This is a genomic window from uncultured Sphaerotilus sp. (assembly GCF_963924895.1).
Classification (GTDB): Bacteria; Pseudomonadota; Gammaproteobacteria; order Burkholderiales; family Burkholderiaceae_C; genus Sphaerotilus.
This window is the reverse complement of record NZ_CAWURG010000002.1, coordinates 67,849-84,937: the sequence shown is the minus strand read 5'-3', so window position 1 is coordinate 84,937 and position 17,089 is coordinate 67,849. Positions and strand designations below refer to the sequence as shown.

General features: G+C 71.4%; 19 protein-coding genes, 1 other RNA gene and 1 riboswitch. Of the genes, 16 read left to right on the top strand and 4 right to left on the bottom strand.

The window, feature by feature from the left end:
- The first annotated feature begins 78 nt into the window (after positions 1–78).
- Both AABN02_RS00615 and AABN02_RS00610 read left to right on the top strand, forming a co-directional pair.
- Positions 79–1,446, top strand: coding sequence for a heterodisulfide reductase-related iron-sulfur binding cluster (locus tag AABN02_RS00615; protein ID WP_338412984.1), 1,368 nt, complete (start codon positions 79–81; stop codon positions 1,444–1,446).
- Positions 1,447–1,481: 35 nt separating this feature from the next.
- Positions 1,482–2,060 (top strand): DUF3501 family protein, encoded by a 579-nt coding sequence (locus tag AABN02_RS00610; RefSeq protein WP_338412983.1) that lies wholly within the window; start codon positions 1,482–1,484, stop codon positions 2,058–2,060.
- A gap of 30 nt (positions 2,061–2,090) precedes the next feature.
- On the opposite strand, the gene AABN02_RS00605 is transcribed toward AABN02_RS00610, so the two are convergent.
- The 4 genes from AABN02_RS00605 to AABN02_RS00590 all read right to left on the bottom strand — a co-directional run bounded on the left by AABN02_RS00605 (position 2,091) and on the right by AABN02_RS00590 (position 3,697).
- The gene (locus tag AABN02_RS00605; protein WP_338412982.1) at positions 2,091–2,903 is read right to left on the bottom strand and encodes a sulfite exporter TauE/SafE family protein; all 813 of its coding nucleotides are present in this window, start codon (positions 2,901–2,903) and stop codon (positions 2,091–2,093) included.
- Positions 2,904–2,910: 7 nt separating this feature from the next.
- Positions 2,911–3,087, bottom strand: a non-coding RNA gene (gene ssrS, locus AABN02_RS00600) — 6S RNA.
- Positions 3,088–3,119: 32 nt separating this feature from the next.
- Entirely contained in the window at positions 3,120–3,467 is a 348-nt protein-coding gene (locus tag AABN02_RS00595) for a cell division protein ZapA (RefSeq protein ID WP_338412981.1), read from the bottom strand.
- Positions 3,464–3,697: a DUF904 domain-containing protein gene (locus AABN02_RS00590; protein ID WP_179634597.1), complete on the bottom strand. Its 234-nt coding sequence runs from the start codon at positions 3,695–3,697 to the stop codon at positions 3,464–3,466. Before AABN02_RS00590 ends, AABN02_RS00595 begins: the two co-directional genes overlap by 4 nt.
- A gap of 90 nt (positions 3,698–3,787) precedes the next feature.
- Positions 3,788–4,028, top strand: a riboswitch (cobalamin riboswitch).
- Between the two features lie 72 nt (positions 4,029–4,100).
- Between AABN02_RS00590 and AABN02_RS00585 the strand changes: the two genes are divergently transcribed.
- From AABN02_RS00585 to panD, 14 genes are read left to right on the top strand one after another with little or no spacing between them, the layout of a single operon-like run.
- On the top strand, positions 4,101–6,005 hold the full coding sequence (locus AABN02_RS00585) for a TonB-dependent receptor (protein ID WP_338412980.1): 1,905 nt from the start codon (positions 4,101–4,103) through the stop codon (positions 6,003–6,005).
- 22 nt (positions 6,006–6,027) lie between these two features.
- On the top strand, positions 6,028–6,594 hold the full coding sequence (locus tag AABN02_RS00580; protein WP_338412979.1) for a bifunctional adenosylcobinamide kinase/adenosylcobinamide-phosphate guanylyltransferase: 567 nt from the start codon (positions 6,028–6,030) through the stop codon (positions 6,592–6,594).
- Entirely contained in the window at positions 6,591–7,457 is an 867-nt protein-coding gene (locus AABN02_RS00575; protein ID WP_338412978.1) for an ABC transporter substrate-binding protein, read from the top strand. Before AABN02_RS00580 ends, AABN02_RS00575 begins: the two co-directional genes overlap by 4 nt.
- A complete protein-coding gene (locus AABN02_RS00570; protein WP_338412977.1) occupies positions 7,454–8,476 on the top strand; it encodes an iron ABC transporter permease in 1,023 nt (340 codons plus the stop codon). The genes AABN02_RS00575 and AABN02_RS00570 overlap by 4 nt, the downstream gene beginning before the upstream one ends.
- Positions 8,473–9,312 (top strand): ABC transporter ATP-binding protein, encoded by an 840-nt coding sequence (locus tag AABN02_RS00565; protein WP_338412976.1) that lies wholly within the window; start codon positions 8,473–8,475, stop codon positions 9,310–9,312. Before AABN02_RS00570 ends, AABN02_RS00565 begins: the two co-directional genes overlap by 4 nt.
- Positions 9,309–9,878 carry a cob(I)yrinic acid a,c-diamide adenosyltransferase gene (cobO, locus tag AABN02_RS00560; protein ID WP_338412975.1) on the top strand — a complete coding sequence of 190 codons (570 nt, stop codon included), beginning with the start codon at positions 9,309–9,311 and terminating at the stop codon, positions 9,876–9,878. Before AABN02_RS00565 ends, cobO begins: the two co-directional genes overlap by 4 nt.
- A gap of 4 nt (positions 9,879–9,882) precedes the next feature.
- The gene (locus tag AABN02_RS00555; protein WP_338412974.1) at positions 9,883–10,590 is read left to right on the top strand and encodes an adenosine nucleotide hydrolase; all 708 of its coding nucleotides are present in this window, start codon (positions 9,883–9,885) and stop codon (positions 10,588–10,590) included.
- Positions 10,587–11,555, top strand: coding sequence for an adenosylcobinamide-phosphate synthase CbiB (cbiB, locus tag AABN02_RS00550; RefSeq protein WP_338412973.1), 969 nt, complete (start codon positions 10,587–10,589; stop codon positions 11,553–11,555). The genes AABN02_RS00555 and cbiB overlap by 4 nt, the downstream gene beginning before the upstream one ends.
- Before the next feature lie 11 nt (positions 11,556–11,566).
- Positions 11,567–12,703, top strand: coding sequence for an aminotransferase class I/II-fold pyridoxal phosphate-dependent enzyme (locus tag AABN02_RS00545; protein ID WP_338412972.1), 1,137 nt, complete (start codon positions 11,567–11,569; stop codon positions 12,701–12,703).
- Positions 12,704–12,732: 29 nt separating this feature from the next.
- Positions 12,733–14,223: a cobyric acid synthase gene (locus AABN02_RS00540; RefSeq protein ID WP_338412971.1), complete on the top strand. Its 1,491-nt coding sequence runs from the start codon at positions 12,733–12,735 to the stop codon at positions 14,221–14,223.
- A complete protein-coding gene (gene cobT, locus AABN02_RS00535) occupies positions 14,220–15,269 on the top strand; it encodes a nicotinate-nucleotide--dimethylbenzimidazole phosphoribosyltransferase (RefSeq protein WP_338412970.1) in 1,050 nt (349 codons plus the stop codon). The genes AABN02_RS00540 and cobT overlap by 4 nt, the downstream gene beginning before the upstream one ends.
- Before the next feature lie 7 nt (positions 15,270–15,276).
- Positions 15,277–16,068 (top strand): adenosylcobinamide-GDP ribazoletransferase, encoded by a 792-nt coding sequence (gene cobS / locus AABN02_RS00530; RefSeq protein ID WP_338412969.1) that lies wholly within the window; start codon positions 15,277–15,279, stop codon positions 16,066–16,068.
- Positions 16,061–16,648: a histidine phosphatase family protein gene (locus tag AABN02_RS00525; RefSeq protein WP_338412968.1), complete on the top strand. Its 588-nt coding sequence runs from the start codon at positions 16,061–16,063 to the stop codon at positions 16,646–16,648. The genes cobS and AABN02_RS00525 overlap by 8 nt, the downstream gene beginning before the upstream one ends.
- 35 nt (positions 16,649–16,683) lie before the next feature.
- Positions 16,684–17,079, top strand: coding sequence for an aspartate 1-decarboxylase (panD, locus tag AABN02_RS00520; RefSeq protein WP_338412967.1), 396 nt, complete (start codon positions 16,684–16,686; stop codon positions 17,077–17,079).
- Positions 17,080–17,089: the final 10 nt, after the last annotated feature.

Below are 17,089 nucleotides of genomic sequence, written 5' to 3'. Positions count from 1 at the left end.
GCCCCGACCGCCCGGGGTTGCGGCCCCGGGTGGCCCGGGCCGATGGAGCCGCACCCAATCCTGAACCAGGAGGTCCCCGTGAGCCAGCGTGAAGGCAATCTGGAGGCGCCCACCCGCCATCCGATCGACTGGAAGAACCCGGATTTCCATGACCAGGCGCAGTGCGAGGCCGAGATGGAGCGGGTGTTCGATGTCTGCCATGGCTGCCGCCGCTGCGTGAGCCTGTGCCAGTCCTTCCCGACGCTGTTCGACCTCGTGGACGCGACCGCCGATGGCGAGGTCCACGGCGTCGCCAAGGCCGACTACGGCAAGGTCGTCGAGCAGTGTTACCTCTGCGACCTCTGCTACATGACCAAGTGCCCCTACGTGCCGCCGCACCCGTGGGGACTCGATTTCCCGCACCTGATGCTGCGGGCGAAGGCGATCCGCTTCCAGCAAGGCGAGGTGACGCGGGCCGAGCGGTTCCTGGCGTCGACCGACGTGCACGGGCAGTTCGCCGGCATCCCGGTGGTGGTGCAGATTGCCAACGCGGTCAACCACACCAGCGTCGCACGCGGGGTGATGGAGCAGGTGCTCGGCGTGCACCGCGACGCGTGGATGCCGGAGCTGGCCACGCACCGTTTCCGCAGCAGCGCCGCCGCCAGCCCCTCCACGGTCAGCACCAACGGTGAGCGCACGCCGGGCAAGGTCGCAGTCTTCGCGACCTGCTTCGTCAACTACAACGACCCCGGCATCGGGCACGACCTGCTGAAGGTGCTGGCGCACAACGACATCCCCTACGAACTGGTCGAGAAGGAGCGCTGCTGTGGCATGCCCAAGCTCGAACTGGGGGATCTGGCCTCGGTCGAGGCGAGCAAGGACGCCAACATCCCCGTGCTCGCGCGCTATGCCCGCGAGGGCTACGCGATCCTGGCCGCGGTGCCGTCCTGCACGCTGATGTTCAAGCAGGAACTGCCGCTGCTGTTTCCCGATGATGCCGACGTGGCGCTGGTGCGCGACGCGGTGTGGGACCCGTTCGAGTACCTCGTCGCGCGCCACAAGGACGGCCTGCTGCGCACCGATTTCACGCAGGCGCTGGGGCGGATCAGCTACCAGATCCCGTGCCACGGCCGCGTGCAGAAGATCGGCCGCAAGACGGAGGAGATGTTCCGGCTGATCGGCAAGACCGTGGCGGTCGAGCTGAACACGGTCGAACGCTGCTCGGGCCACGCTGGCACCTACGGCATCAAGAAACCCTTCCACGAGACCGCGATGAAGATCGGCAAGCCGGTCTTCAAGGCGATGGGCAAGCTGGGGGCGGACGGCAAAGGCCCGGACTGGATCAGCTCCGACTGCCCGCTGGGCGGCCATCACATCGCGCAGGGCATGGCCAACAACGGCCTGCCCACGGCGCCACTGGCCCACCCGCTCTCGCTGGTCGCCCGCGCCTACGGCCTGCACCCCTGAACCGCGCCCGCTCCATCCGACAGGAGAACCACCCCATGGCCATCACCCGCGACAGCCTGATGACGCTCGAAGCCTATGCGCGCGCGCGGCCCGCGCTGCGCGCCGAGGTGATCGCCCACCGGCGCCTGCGCAGCGTCCACCTCGGCGAGCACATGCTGCTGCAGTTCGAGGACGAGACGACCCTGCGCTACCAGGTGCAGGAGATGCTGCGGGTCGAGAAGATCTTCGAGGAGGAGGGCATCCGCGCCGAGCTGGACACCTACCTGCCCCTGCTGCCGGACGGCAGCAACTGGAAGGCGACGCTGATGCTCGAATACCCGGACGTGCACGAGCGGCGACGCGCCCTGGCGCGCCTGATCGGCGTGGAGGACCGGGTCTTCGTCGAGGTGGACGGCTATCCCCGCGTCCACGCGATCGCCGACGAGGACCTGGACCGGGAGACCGCGGAGAAGACCTCGGCGGTGCACTTCGTGCGCTTCGAGTTCGATGCACGCACCCGGTCGGCGATTCTGGCGGGCGCCGAGGTGACGATCGGCTGCGACCACTCGGCGTATCCCGTGCACCAGCGGGTGGGGGCGGAGACGCTGGCCAGTCTGGCGGGGGACCTGCGCTGAGCCGGGCCTGCGCGGCCGTGGCCCGGCGCTTCAGGCCATCGACTTGTAGAGCATGTAGGCCGCCAGCCCGTACAGGGTGCAGGCGAAGACCTTCTTCAGCTGCTTGATGTTCATCGCGTGCGCGGTGCGTGCGCCGAGCGGGGCGGTGGTGACGCTGGCCGTGGCGATGATGGCGAGTCCCGGCAGCCACAGGTAGCCGAGCGCGCCGGGCAGCGGGCTGGGCATCGACCACCCACCCACCACATAGCCGATCGTGTTTGCCAGCGCGATCGGGAAGCCGAGGGCCGCCGAGGTCGCCACCGCGTTGTGCATGGCGACATTGCACCAGTTCATGAAGGGCACGGAGATGAAGCCGCCGCCGGCGCCGACCAGCCCGGAAACGAAACCGATCAGCCCCCCCGCGCCGAGGCTGCCGGCCTTGCCCGGCATCTGGCGCGTCGGGGCAGGTTTGCGGTCCAGCAGCATCTGGGTGGCGGAAAAGGCGACGAAGACCGCAAACACCAGCGCGAGCGTCGTGCCCTTGAGCAGCGAGAACACCCCGGCGCCCGCCACCAGCCCGCCCAGCACGATGCCGGGCGCGAGCGTGCGCACGATGTCCCAGCGGACGGCGCCGCGCTTGTGGTGCGCCCGCACGCTGGAAACCGAGGTGAAGAGGATGGTGGCCATGGAGGTGGCGATGGCCATCTTGACCGCCAGCGATGCGTCCACGCCGCGCGCCGAGAGGATCAGCGTCATGAACGGCACCATCAGCATGCCGCCGCCAATGCCGAGCAGGCCGGCGAGGAAACCGGTGCAGGTGCCGAGCGCGAGAAGCTGGGCAACCAGGGTGAGATCGAGGTGCATGTAGGGGGTGTCCGCTGCGAACCGAAGGCCGCATTCCTGAACCCAGGGGATTCAGGTGGGCGAGGTCAGACCGGCTTCGGGTTCATCTGACGCGAGACGATCACACCAGCTGGTCAATGTTCCAAGCCCAGGCTCGCGAGAGCATCGGTTCAAGGAAATAAAACCCCCGCGAACGCAGCGGACGGGTCAATTCTATGACGATCCCGGCCCTGCGGCTCAGGTCGAAACGTGATCCTGGTCACCGAGTGCAGCATCGATCCTGCGTACCAGGCTGTCGACGTCGATGGTGATCAGGGGTGTGCTGGGGGCCAGTACCGGTGTGGATTCGGTGATCTGCACCGGCGTGACGTGGCCGTCCATCGTGCGGTGCTCGATGAGCGAATACGCCAGATTCAGCGCCGCCAGCACGGCGATGCGCTCGCGTGCCTTGACCCGGCCCGCGTCGCGGATGGTGCACATCTCGCGGTCGACCTGGCGCACGGCGGCGGTCAGGACGGCTTCGCCGCCGTCCGGGCAGGCCAGGATGTAGCTCTGGCCCATGATGCTGACTTCGAGCTGTTTCATACGCCGCCTCCCGATGCGCCGCGGTCGTGGGTATCGACATCCCCCGCCGGCAGACGCTCGATCAGGGCGTCGATGCGGGCCCGCGCTGCGGCCAGCCGGGAGCGCAGGTTGTCGCGTTCGGCCGCGGTGGCGGTGAGTTGCTGTTCGAGCTGGGCATTCACGTGCTGTAGCTCTTCGTGGCGCAGAAGCAGCCGTTCTACCCGTTCGGCGAGGTCTTCGAGTGTGGACATTGCGCGGTGGCGGTTGCGTAGTGCGTAGTGGTGGGCGCGACAGTCCGCGCGCCCTGTTCGCGATGATTGTAGTGGTCCGGGCGGGCACCGTTTACAATTCACGCTGTTGGTGCTCGTGCCGGCCTTCACGCCGCCACGGTTAAACGGGAAGCAGGAAAGTTCACGCCCTTTCGGGCCACGCTCCACCTGCGCTGCCCCCGCAACGGTAAGCGGACGGGAGCCTCGCGCTCTCTGCCTCGGCGCACATGCCACTGGTGTCATTGGGATACCGGGAAGGTCGCTCGGGGTTCGTCCGTCAGCCCGGATACCGGCCAACGGGGGGCGGACGACAGTCGTCGTTCGCCATTGAGGTGTGCGCCTGCGGGGAAGCTGGCGCCACGATCTTTCTGCGCTGTGTTCTCCTATGACCTCCGAATTCCGGGCCGCCTCGCTGCCCCGCCTGTCCGTGCGCCCCGTCGCACTGGCCGCCGCGCTGTGCGCGTTCTCCCTCCTCCCGACCGCCGCTTCCGCGCAGTCCAGCGCGGCCAACACCACGGCGGCCGCGGCGTCTCTGCCCTCCGTGGTCATCACGGCCACCCGCACGCCGGTGCGCGCCGACCAGACCGTGGCCGACGTCACCGTGCTGACCCGCGACGACCTGGAGCGCGCCAGCGGCCGCACGCTGAGCGAAGTGCTGAGCCAGCAAGGCGGCATCCAGCTCTCGTCCAACGGCGGCCTGGGCAAGACCAGCTCCGTCTTCATCCGCGGCCTGGAAGGGCGCCACGTGCTGCTGCTGGTCGATGGCGTGCGCTACGGCTCGGCCACCACCGGCATGCCCGAACTCGACAACCTGCCGCTCGGCGACATCGATCGCATCGAGATCGTGCGCGGTCCGCTGTCCAGCCTCTACGGCAGTGATGCGGTCGGCGGCGTGGTGCAGGTCTTCACCCGCCGCGCCAGCGCCAGCGAAGGCACGCGCTACAACGGCTCCGTCACCGCGGGCGCCCGCCGCTACGGCCAGGCCAGTGCCGGCACGAGCTTCAACGACGGCCAGTGGAGCGGCGCCCTGCAGCTTCTGCACACCGAAAACGGCGGCTTCTCGGCCACCAACCCGCGCGCCGAGTTCGGCAACTACAACGCCGATCCCGACGGCTTCCGCCAGAACGCCGCCAGCGCCCACGTCGGCCTGAAGCTCTCGCAAGGCTGGCAGGTCGGCGCCCACCTGCTGAGCGCCGATGCCCTGTCCGCCTACGACGACGGCCCGGGCGTCGACGCCAAGTCCGGCCTGCGCACCCGCGTGCTGTCGGTCGATACCTCGGGCGAGGTGACGTCCGGCTGGCGCACGCAGCTGCGTCTGGCCCGCAGCGCCAACGACTACGAGACGATCGCCTCCGCGTCGCCGTATGCCGACCTCGGCACCATCGCCACCGTGCAGCAGCAGCTGAGCTGGGACAACACCGTCAGCCTGCCCGTCGGCACGCTGCTGGTCGTCGCGGAACACCTCAAGCAGAAGGTGAGCAAGCCCGCCGGCAACTACGACACCACGGACCGCACGATCAACAGCCTCGCCCTGGGTTACAACGCCACGGTCGGCATCCACACCGTGCAGGCCAGCGTGCGCCACGACCGCAACTCGCAGTACGGCAACCCGACCACCGGCACCGTCGGCTACGGCATCGCGCTGATGGAAGGCCTGCGCGCCACGGCACAGATCGGCACCAGCTTCGTGGCCCCCAGCTTCAACCAGCTCTACTGGCCGTCCTACGGCAACCCGAAGCTGGAGCCGGAGAAGGGCAAGCACGCCGAGGTCGGTCTGCGCTACACGACTGGCGAGCAGCAGTTCAGCGCCACCGTGTTCGGCAACCGCATCCGCGGCTACATCACGCAGGGCGCCAACCCGGTGAACCTGCCGTACGCGCAGAGCAACGGCGTGAGCCTGGGCTACGACGGCCAGCTCGGCCCGCTCAAGCTCGGGGCGGCGGTGGACCACCTGACGCCCAAGAACGACACCGACGGCAGTGCCAACCAGGGCAAGCTGCTGCAGCGCCGTGCGCGCAATGCCGCCAAGCTGAGCGCCGACGTCGACCTGGGCGCCTGGACGGTCGGCACCGGCCTGCAGGCCTACAGCCACCGCTTCAACGACACCGCCAACAAGCAGCGCCTGGCCGGTTACGCCACGGTCGACCTGCACGCGCAGTGGCAGTACGCGCCCGACTGGGCGCTGGGCGCACGGCTGAACAACGTCACCAACCGCCCGTACGAGACCGCGCTGGGCTACAACCAGCCGGGGCGCGAGCTGTACGTGACGCTGCGCTACACGCCGCGCTGAGCTGAGGCGAGCGTCTTTCGCCATGCACCCGCAGAGCGAGTTCATCCTCGGCGGCCAGCGCAGTGGCAAGTCGCGCTGCGGCGAGCGGCGCGCGGCCGACTGGCTGGTGCAGCCCGGCCACCGCGCCGTGCTGCTGGCCACCGCGCTCGGCGGTGACGAGGAGATGCGCGCCCGCATCCAGCGGCACCAGGCGGATCGGGCCGTGCGTGTGCCGGCGATGGCGCTCGACGAGGTGCGGCGCGACCTCGCCGACGCCGTCCGCCGCCACAGCGCGCCGGACTGCCTCGTGCTGGTGGACTGCCTGACGCTGTGGCTGACGCAGTGGCTGATGCCACTGGAGCCGCTGGAGGGCGGGCCGGTCGACGACACGCGCTGGCTCGCTGTGCTGGCTGATCTGGACGCGGCCTTGCTGGCGGCGCCCGGCCCGGTCGTGCTCGTCTCGAACGAGATCGGGCTGGGTTTGTCGCCGATGTCGCGCGAGGCGCGGCGCTACGTCGATGAACTTGGCCGCTTGCACCAGCAGATCGCTGCGCGCTGTCCGCGGGTAACGCTGCTGGTGGCGGGGATCGAGATGGCGGTGAAGCGATGAGCCGCGGGCGCTGGCTGCTGGCGCTGTGGCTGGCGGTGGCGGCCTGCTCCGCCCGCGCCGAGGTGGTCGTGCGGGACGACCGCGGCGCGACGGTCAAGCTCGCCGCGCCGCCGCAGCGCATCGTCACGCTGCTGCCCTCGCTGACCGAAACCGTCTGCGCGCTCGGCTACTGCGAGCGGCTGGTCGGCACCGACCGCTATTCCAACTGGCCCGCCAGCGTGCCCGCGCTGCCCAAGCTCGGCGGCATGGACGACACGCAGGTCGAGCGCGTCGTCGCGCTGCGGCCGGATGTCGTGCTGGCGGCGCGCTCGACGCGGGCGGTCGAGCGGCTGGAGTCGCTGGGGCTGCACGTCGTCGTGCTGGAGCCGCGCAGCCAGGCCGAAGCGAAACGCACGGTCGCCACCATCGCCACGCTGATGGGCCGGCCGGAGCAGGGCGCCGTGCTGTGGGCGCGCATCGACCAGCAGGTGCAGCGCGCCGCGGCCCGCGTGCCAGCGGCGCTGCGGGGCCAGAAGGTGTACTTCGAGGTGGACTCGGCCCCCTACGCGGCCGGCAGCACGTCCTTCCTCGGCGAATTGCTGACCCAGCTCGGCCTGGGCAACATCGTCCCGCCCGCGCTCGGCCCGTTCCCGAAACTCAACCCTGAATTCATCGTCAAGGCGCAGCCGGATCTGGTCATGGCGGTCGAGCGCAACCTGCGCGACATGCCACGTCGCCCCGGCTGGTCCACGCTGAAGGCATTGCAGACCGGCCGCACCTGCGCCTTCGAGGCCACGCGCTACGAGATGCTCGTGCGTCCCGGCCCGCGGCTGGGCGAAGCGGCCGAACTGGTCGCCGACTGCTTGCAGGCGCTGCCCCCATGAGCGAACACGAGCAGCGCCGCCGCACCCGCCTGGCCTGGGCGCTGGCGCTGGTCGCGCTGCTGGGTGGCACGGCCGGGTTGGTCGCGGGCAGCGAGGGTTGGAGCCTCGCCGCATTCCGCACCATGCTGGCCGATGGCTCGGCCGACCTGATCCTGTGGCAGATCCGCGCCCCGCGCACGCTGGGCGCGTGGCTGACCGGCGCGCTGTTCGGCCTCGCCGGGGCAATCGCGCAAGGCCTGTTCCGCAACCCGCTGGCCGATCCTTATCTGCTCGGCTCGGCGGCGGGTGCCTCGCTGGGCGTGGTGCTGGTGCTCGCGGCCAGCTCGCTCGCCGGCGTGGGGCTGAGTCTGGCGACCGCGGAGCTGCTGTCGCGCTTCGGGCTGGTCGCGGCGGCGTTCGTGGGCGCGCTGGTCGGGGTCGGCCTGACCTTGTCGCTGGCCCGCGGCGCGCAGCACACGACGCGGCTGCTGCTGGCCGGCGTCGTGGTCGGCGTGGTGCTGGGCGCGCTCAACGACCTGCTGACCACCCTCGCGCCCGACGCGCTGCGCGGCAAACAGGCCTTCCTGCTCGGCACGACGGGCTTTCTCGGCTGGTCGAGCTGCGCGGTGCTGGGCGCCGTGCTGCTGCTGGTGCTGCCGCCGGGCTGGCGGCTGTCGCGGGTGCTGGATGCGCTGACGCTCGGTGAGGACAGCGCCGTCAGCCTCGGCCTGCCATTGCCGATGCTGCGGCTGGTGCTGGTCGTGCTGATGGCGCTGGCCACCGGCACGGCGGTGTCGCAGGCCGGCATGGTCGCCTTCGTCGGCCTGGTCGCGCCGCACCTGGTCCGGCGCTTTGTCCACGCGACGCACGGCTACCGGCTCGTCGCCAGCGCGGCGATGGGCGGCGCGCTGCTGCTGCTGGCCGACGTGCTGGCGCGCACGCTGATCGCGCCGCAGGAGCTGCCGGTCGGCGTGCTGACCGCCGTGCTTGGCGGCTTCTACCTGCTGTGGCTGCTGCGCCGCCGGGAGATCGCAGGATGAGCACGCCCACCCCCTTCCGTCATGCCCGCGAAGGCGGGCACCCACCCCCGCCAGCCTCCCTGTCCACCACGGCGCTGGAAGTCCACCTCGGTGGCCGCCCCATCCTCCACGGCATCACCCTCGCGTTCGACCGCGGCTGGACCGCCATCGTCGGCCCGAACGGCGCCGGCAAGTCCACGCTGCTGCGCGCACTCGCCGGCCTGCAGCCGCTCCACGCAGGCGAGGTCTCGCTGGCCGGCCGCCCGCTGGGCCACTGGTCCGCCCGCGACCGCGCCCGCCAGCTCGCCTGGCTCGCGCAGCAGGCCGAATCCAGCGGCGAACTCACCGTGCGCGACATCGTCCACCTCGGCCGCCTGCCGCAGCTCGGCCTGTTCGCCACGCCCGGCCCGCAGGACGAGGCCATCGTCCAGCAGGCCATGCGCGACACCGAATGCCAGGCCTGGCAGCACCGCCGCCTGTCCGAACTTTCGGGCGGCGAGCGCCAGCGGGTGTTCCTCGCCCGGGCGCTGGCCGTGCAGGCGCCGGTGCTGCTGCTCGACGAGCCGACCACCCACCTCGACCCGCCGCACCAGGTGGCGCTGGTCCGCCAGATGGCGCGGCTTGGCCGCACGCAGGTGGTCATCAGCGTGCTGCACGACCTGAGCCTCGCGCTGGCTGCGGACCGGCTGGTCGTACTGGCGGCGGGTGCTGTGCGTGCGGTCGGCTGCTGCGACGATCCGGCCGTGCACGCCGCGCTGGTCGAGGTGTTTGGCGGCGCGATCCGCATCGAGCGCGTCGGTGCGCAGTGGGTCGCGCTGCCCCAGCTCTTTCAAGGTTTCCAAGGAACCCCACCATGAACATCGAACAACCGCCCGTCGACCGCGAACGCATCGTCCCCGACGGCGAGCGCCGGGGCCTCGTCCTGGTCCACACCGGCGACGGCAAGGGCAAGAGCACAGCGGCCTTCGGGCTGGCGATCCGCGCCCACGGCCGCGGCAAGGCGGTCAAGGTCTACCAGTTCATGAAGGTGCCCAGCGCGCGCTTCGGCGAACACCGGCTGTTCGAGCAGATCGGTATTCCCATCGAAGGGCTGGGCGACGGTTTCTCGTGGAAGAGCAAGGACCTCGACCACTCCGCCCAGCTCGCCCGCGACGGCTGGGCCAAGGCCGAGGCGACGATCCGCGCGGGTGAACACTTCCTCGTCGTCCTCGACGAGATCATGTACCCGCTGCGCTACGGCTGGGTGCCGCTGGAGCCGGTGCTGCAGGCGCTGCGCGAGCGGCCGGCGCATGTCCACGTCGTGCTCACCGGCCGCAACGCGCCGGAGGAACTCGTCGAACTCGCCGACACCGTGACCGAGATGGCGCTGGTGAAGCACCACTTCAAGGCGGGTGTGCCGGCGCAGCGCGGCATCGAGGACTGACGCGATGACCGCCCCGATGACTGCGACGATGAAATCCGCCATCAGCTGGAGCGCCGGCAAGGACTCCTGCCTGGCGCTGCTGCATGCCCGCGAAGCGGGCCACGACGTGCAGACCTTCCTGACGATGTGCGAGGCCGATGGCTTCAGCAAGTCGCACGCGCTCGCGCCCGAGGTGATTGCCGCGCAGGTCACTGCCTTCGGCGGCGTGTGGCGGGCGGTGGCCGTACCGGACGGGCTGCCGGGGGCGTACGCGATGTGCTTCGACGCCGCGCTGCAGTCCCTGCACGACAGCGGCTACACCCACGTCGTCTTCGGTGACATCGACCTGCAGGCGCACCGCGACTGGCTGGAGCCGGCCTGCGAGCGGGCCGGTCTGCAGGCGGTCTTTCCGCTGTGGGGCCTGTCGCGTGCGGCGCTGGCCCGCGAGATCCTCGACCGGGGCATCCGGGCGCGGCTGGTCTGCGTGGACAGCAGCCGGCTGGACGCCCGTTTCTGCGGCCGCGACTACGACGCCGCGCTGCTGGCCGAGCTGCCAGCGGGCGTGTGTGTCTGTGGCGAGGACGGCGAGTTCCACACCGTCGTCGTCGACGCGCCGGGCATGGCCGCGCCGCTGGCGCTGGTCAGTGGCGGCACGCGCACCGTCTTCGCCCGCCCGCCGATGCGCCCGACCACGCTGGTGTTCGACGAACTGCGGCTGGCCAACGCACCGTGACGCTGACCGCGCTCGCCACCGACCCGGCGCCGTGGCCCGTGCTGCAGGCCGGGGCGCTGCTGCTCGCCTGGGCGCTGGACCGCCGATTCGGCGAGCCGCCGAACGCCTGGCATCCGGTGGCGTGGCTGGGGTCGGTGCTGGGGCCGGTCGGACGGCGGGTGCGCGCCTGGCCGCCGCGGGCGGCGTTCGTGGGCGGGGCGCTGGTCTGGTGTGGGCTGGCCGCCGGACTGGTGGCGGGCGCCTGGGGGTTGCAGAGCTGGCTGCGGACGTTGCCGGCCTGGTTGGCCGTGCCGCTGCTGGCGCTGCTGCTCAAACCGCTGTTCGCGGCGCGGATGCTCTGCGACGAGGTGCGGGCGGTCGAAGCGGCCTTGCAGCAGGGGCTGGAGGCGGGACGCGCGCGCCTGGCCTGGCTGGTCAGCCGCGACGTGCGCCAGCTCACTGCCGCGCAGGTGCGCGAGTCGGCGATCGAGACGCTGGCCGAGAACCTCAACGACTCGGTGATCGCGCCGCTGGCGTGGTTCGCCGTGGCGGGCCTGCCGGGCGCCGTGCTGTACCGGTTTGCCAACACGGCGGACGCGATGTGGGGCTACCGCGGCGCCTGGGAATGGGCCGGCAAGTGGGCGGCGCGGGCGGACGATGGGCTGTCGTGGCCGACCGCGCGCGTGACGGCGCTGCTGCTGCGTCCGGCGTGGCGCGTGGCGGACTGGGTGCAGCTGCGCGGCGAGGCGGCGCGCACGCCGTCGCCCAATGGCGGCTGGTCGATGGGGGCGATGGCGTTACGTCTGGACATCTGTCTGGGCAAGCCGGGGGTCTATGCTCTGCACCCCCGAGGCCGAGCACCCGAGGCTGCAGACGTGGAGACCGCCCTGCGGCACACCCAGTCGGCCGTCCGGTGGTGGATGACCATGCTCGCGGGTGGCTGGCTGGGGTGGGCGTTGATGGGGGCGGCCGGGGGGCCAGCCTGAATGAGCAGAACATGACGTCGATCCACGACCGCCTGGACCACCACGACCTTGTCCGCACGCACGGAGGGCCCGACGCCCTGGGCGTGCCGCGCTGGGACTTTTCCACCAATGCCAATGCCTGCGGGCCGGCGCCGATGGCGCTGGAGCAGGTCCGGCAGGTCGATGTGCGGCGCTACCCGGACCCGAGTTACGCGGCCCTGCGGCAGCAGCTCGCGCGGCTGCACGGGGTCGATCCGGCGCGCATCGTCGTGGCGGGCAGCGCCAGCGAGTTCATCCGGCGCATGACGCTGGCGATCGCGCTGCTGCATCCGGGCGCGCGGGTGCGGGTGCCGGACTACGCCTACGGGGAATACGCCGCTGCGGCGGAATCGCTCGGCCTGCGCGTGGTGCGCGAGATCGACGACGTGGACACGAAGGACCCGGCGTGGCTGATCTGGCACACCGAGCCGGGCAGCCCGATCGGCGATGCCCGCGCCGCGCCGCCGTTCAACCCGGGCGAGTCGGTGCTGGTGATTGACCGCGCCTACTCGCCGCTGCGGCTGGATGGCGAGGCGCCGCCGGTGCCCGACGATGCTTGGCAGCTCTGGTCGCCGAACAAGGCGCTGGGGCTGACCGGCGTGCGCGGCGCCTACGCGATCGCGCCGGCCCGCACGCCCGAATCCGCTGCGCTGACCGACTGGCTGACCGGCCGGCTCTCGGCGCTCGCGCCCTCGTGGCCGCTGGGTGCCCATGCGGTGGCGATGCTGCAGTGCTGGACCACGGAAGAGGCGCAGAGCTGGCTGCGCTCCAGCCTGCACATCTTGCGCAGCTGGCGGCGGCAGCAGATCGAGCTGTGCCAGAAGCGCCTGGGCTGGACCTGCCTGACCAGCGTCACGCCGTACTACATCGCCCGCTGGGGCCAGTGGACGGCGGGCGAGGACGCCGAGTCCGATCCGCTGCACCCGGCGCAGGTGCTGCCGGAGTTGCGCGCCCTGGGCATCAAGCTGCGCGACTGCACGTCGATGGGCCTGCCGGGCTGGGTGCGCGTGAGCGTGCAGCCGCCGCCCTCGCAGCAGGCGCTGTCGCTGCTGTGGCGCCAGACGGTGGGCGACGGCGGCTTCGTGCCGACGGTGCGGCAGTCGGGCTTCCAGAGCCTGTCGACTTACTGAATGAAAACCTACTGAACTCAAGGAACTCCATGGCACGCGCAGTGATGGTCCTGGGCACCACGAGTGGCGCCGGCAAGAGCTGGCTGGCCACGGCGCTGTGCCGCTGGTATGCACGCCGCGGCTTCAAGGTCGCGCCCTTCAAGGCGCAGAACATGAGCAACAACGCCCGCGTCGTGCCCGGCCCGGACGGGCGCATGGGCGAGATCGGCAGCGCGCAGTACTTCCAGGCGCTCGCCGCCCGCGCCACGCCCGAGGTGCGCCAGAACCCGGTGCTGCTCAAGCCCGAGGCGGACACGCGCAGCCAGGTCGTCGTGCTGGGTGCCGTGCGGCGCGATCTGGGCGCCGTGCCGTGGCGCGAACGCAGCGAGGCGCTGTGGCCGTTCGCCCGCGACGCGCTGCACGAGTTGATGGCCGAGAACGACGTGGTCGTCATCGAGGGCGCCGGCTCGCCCGCCGAGATCAACCTGCACAGCAGCGACTACGTCAACATGCGCACCGCGCTGGCCGTGGACGCCGCCTGCCTGCTGGTGACCGACATCGACCGCGGCGGCGCCTTCGCCCACCTCTACGGCACGCACCAGCTGCTGCCGGCCGAGGAACGCGCGCTGATCCGCGGCTTCGTGCTCAACCGCTTCCGCGGCGACGCGGCGCTGCTCGCCCCCGGCCCGGAACAGCTCGAAGCGCTCACCGGCGTGCCCACGGTCGCCGTGCTGCCGATGTGGCGCGAGCACGGCTTGCCGGAAGAGGACGGCGTGTTCGACGACCGCTCCAGCGGGGGCGCCTCGTCGGTGCGGCCGCTGCGCGTGGCGGTGATCGCCTACCCGCGCATCAGTAACCTCGACGAATTCCAGCCGCTGCGCAACCTGCCCGGCGTGCGGCTGGTCTGGGCGCGGGGTCCGGCCGATCTGGACGGGGCCGACTGGGTCATCCTGCCCGGCTCGAAGCACACCACCGCCGACCTGGCCTGGCTGCGCGCGCAGGGGCTGGACCAGGCGGTCGCGCGCCACGCGGGGCAGGGTGGGGCGGTGCTGGGCATCTGCGGCGGCCTGCAGATGCTGGGCGAGGCGCTGATCGACCTGCACGCGGTCGACGACCCGCTCGGCGGCAACGCACCCGGCCTGGGCCTGCTGCCGCTGGTGACCGCCTTCGACCCGGACAAGCTGCTGCAGCCGACGCAGGCCCGCTTTGCCACGCTGGACGGGCCGTGGTCGGCGCTGTCCGGCGTCGCCTTCGACGGCTACGAGATCCACCACGGCCGCACCGCGCAGCACCCGGACCTGCCCGCCGCCACCGTGGCGGTGCACAACGCCGCGGGCGAGGTGCTGGGCTGGCAGCAGGGCGCCGCGCTCGGGCTGTATGCACACGGCCTGTTCGAATCGCCCGCCGTGCTGCGCGCGCTGTTCGGCGCCGAGGTGCGCACGCTCGACGCCGTGTTCGACGGCCTCGCCGATTTTCTGGACCAGCACGTGCCTGAAGGCGTGCTGCTGTCCCTGCTCCACAACGACAAGGACTCCCGATGACTGCACCCACCTTCACCGTTCCCCTGATCGACGATCTGCAGGACGAGGCGCTGACCGCGCGCGTCCAGACCGCGCTCGACCAGAAGACCAAGCCGCAGGGCTCGCTCGGCCGCCTCGAAGCGCTGGCGCTGAAGCTGGCCCAGATCCAGGGCCGCGAGCTGCCGGCGCTGGAGCATCCGCAGATGGTCGTGTTCGCCGGCGACCACGGGCTGGCGGCACGCGGTGTCTCGGCCTTCCCGAGCGACGTGACCTGGCAGATGGTCGAGAACTTCCTGGCCGGTGGTGCGGCGGTCAGCGTGCTGGCGCGTCAGCACGGGCTGGCGCTGACGGTGGTGGATGCCGGCGTGAAGCACGAGTTCGCGCCGCGTCCGGGCCTGCTGCAGCGCAAGATCGGCTGGGGCACGGCGGACGCGCTGGAAGGCCCGGCGATGAGCGCCGCCGAGTGCGCCGCGGCGATCGAGACCGGCGCGGGGGTCGTGCGCAGCCTGCCGGGCAACGTACTGCTGTTCGGCGAGATGGGCATCGGCAACACCTCGTCGGCCTCGCTGCTGATGGCGCGGCTGACCGGCGAGGCCATTGACCGCTGCACCGGCCGCGGCACCGGCGTGGACGGCCCGGCGCTGGTGCGCAAGACCGAGATCCTGCGCAAGGTGCTGGACCGCCACGAAGCGGCGACGGCGCCGCTCGACGCGCTGGCGGCCTTCGGCGGTTTCGAGATCGCGATGCTGGTCGGCGCGGTGCTGGAAGCGGCGGCCCAGCGGCGGGTCATCGTCGTCGATGGCTTCATCGTGAGCAGCGCCGTGCTGGTGGCGTCGCGCCTCGCGCCGCACGTGCTGCAGCGCTGCGTGTTCGCGCACCAGTCGGACGAATCCGGCCACCGCCTGATGCTGGCGCGCCTGGAAGCCGAGCCGCTGCTGAGCCTCGGCCTGCGGCTGGGTGAAGGCTCGGGCGCGGCGCTGGCCTGGCCGCTGCTGGACTCGGCCTGCCGCATCCTGGCGGAGATGGCGAGCTTCGCCTCGGCCGGCGTGAGCGACCGCGCGGGCTGATCTGGTGATGCGCGCGCTGGTCCACGAACTCCGCCTGTTCTGCATCGCGCTCCAGTTCTTCACCCGCGTCCCCGTGCCGGCCTGGGTCGGCTGGACACCCGAGTGGATGCATTCCAGCGCCCGCCACTACCCGGCGGTCGGGCTGTGCATCGGCGCGGTTGGCGCGGCGGTGCTGGCGCTGGCGGCGCAGGGCTGGCCGCTGCCGGTGGCGGTCGGGTTGTCGATGGCGGCGACCGTCTGGATGACCGGCGGTTTCCACGAGGACGGCCTGGCCGACACCTGCGACGGCCTCGGCGGCACGGTCAGCCGGGAGCGGGCGCTGACGATCATGAAGGACTCGCGCCTGGGCAGCTACGGTGCGCTCGGGCTGGTCGGCGTGCTCGGGCTGAAGGCGGTGACGTTGCACGGCCTCGTCACCGTGGACCTGCTGCCCGCCGCTGTCGCCACCGTCTGGGCGCACGCGCTGTCGCGGGTCGCGCCGGTCGTGCTGCTGTGGGTGCTGCCCTATGCGGGTGATCTGGAGCACGCCAAGGCCAAGCCGATGGCGCAGCAGATTTCCGGCCGCGGGCTGCTCGTCGTGCTGGGCTGGGCGGCTGTGGTGAGCGTCGCCGCGGTGGCCGTGCTGGGTGATCTGCGGCCGGTGCTGGCGGGGCTGCTCGGGCTGGCGGGCATGGTGCTGTGGTGCGGGCGCTGGTTCCATGGCCGGCTGGGCGGCTACACGGGGGACACGCTGGGCGCCTCGCAGCAGTTGAGCGAACTGGCGGCGCTGCTGGGCTGGCTGGCGGTGCTGCATGGCTGACGGGCGGCTGGAACTCGCCGTCTGGCGCCACCCGAAACCGATCGGCGCAGCCGGGCGCTGCATCGGCCAGACCGATCTGCCGGTCGACCCGCGCCGCGCCAAGCGCCTGGCGCACCGCATCCGCCAGACCGCGCGCCGCGAGGGTCTGCCGCACGTGGTCGCCACGTCACCGCTGCGCCGTGGGGCCGACGTCGGCCGCTGGCTGCGGCGCTGGGGCTGGCGACACCAGATCGACGCACGCCTGATCGAACTGGATTTCGGCGCCTGGGACGGCCAGCGCTGGTCCGCCATCGCCTACGCCGAGGTGCTGGCCTGGGAGGCCGCGTTCCTGCACCACGCGCCCGGCAGCGGCGAATCGTTGCTGCAACTCCACGCACGGCTGGTGGACGCGCTGGCCGCCGTCCGGGCCGGGCAGTTGCCGCGGCTGGTCGTCGGACATGCCGGCTGGATCACGCTGCTCGGTTGTCTGGACGGCGTGGCACAGGGCACACTGACAGCGGCCACCTGGCCTGCACCACCGCGCTACGGGCAGGGGATTCGCCACCCGGTCCAACACCCGGTACCATCCGCTGCTTTTTGAATTTTGAATTACGACGTCCAAGGACCACCGACGCCATGTTCCGCACCCTGCTCAAGTCCAAGATCCACCGCGCCGCCGTGACCCACTGCGAGCTGCACTACGAAGGTTCCTGCGGCATCGACGAGGACCTGCTCGACGCCGCCAACCTCTGCGAGAACGAGCAGATCCACGTCTGGAACATCAACAACGGCGAGCGCTTCGTCACCTACGTGATCAAGGCGCCGCGGGGCAGCGGCATCATCTCGCTCAACGGCTCGGCCGCGCGCCGCGCCAGCACGGGCGATCTGGTGATCCTGGCCGCCTTCGCCCAGGTCCACGAAGACCAGGTGCCGACGCACGCGCCGAAGCTGGTGTTCATGGACGCGCAGAACCGCATCAAGGAACTGCGCGCCCACCCCGAGAACCCGCCGCAGACCTCGCCGCTGCGCTGAGCGCCTCACC